Below are 548 nucleotides of genomic sequence, written 5' to 3'. Positions count from 1 at the left end.
CTAAATAGCTGTTCCGAATAGTAGATCACCGGAGGAAGGGAACTCAGTCCAGTTTGTGCGATCTGATTAGTCGCTAAACAAAACAAGCCACACCCAAAGGACTGAGTTGATGCCTATCCTACCACCTCTGCCACGACCACAACGGCGCCGCATTCACAAAATCATCCATGCCACCCGTGATAAAGGACATGCTCGTCGCTTGATGGCCATCTTGCTGTTACATGAAGGACGCACGATCACCGATGTTCATCACCTTACCGGCGCTGCGCGCTCGACCATCGGTCGTTGGCTTCGGTGGTATCGAGATGAAGGCATAGATGCGCTAGAAGCCTTACCGGCTGGCCGTGCCCCAGTCTTACCTATCGCCAAGATTGTCACCCTACTGGTGCTGCTCATGCAGTTTTCTCCGCAAGATTTTGGTTATCAGCGCAGCCGTTGGTGTACTGAACTATTGGCTATAAAAATCAATCGGTTAACAGGGCTCAATGTGGCAGCCTCCACGCTCCGCCGATGGTTACCTCGTATGGGCATTGTCTGGCGCAGGCCCG

The 548-nt window shown here is 52.9% G+C and carries 1 pseudogene; it reads left to right on the top strand.

Annotation, left to right across the window (positions count from 1 at the left end):
• Positions 1 to 109: 109 nt before the first annotated feature.
• Positions 110 to 548, top strand: a pseudogene (locus OKC30_RS21360) (IS630-like element ISAhy2 family transposase); the annotation flags it as partial.

Origin of the sequence: Aeromonas sp. QDB18 (genome assembly GCF_027705325.1) — a bacterium.
Taxonomy (GTDB): Bacteria; Pseudomonadota; Gammaproteobacteria; order Enterobacterales; family Aeromonadaceae; genus Aeromonas; species Aeromonas caviae.
The sequence above is the reverse complement of the archived record's forward strand: the minus strand, read 5'-3'. Positions and strand labels throughout refer to the sequence as shown.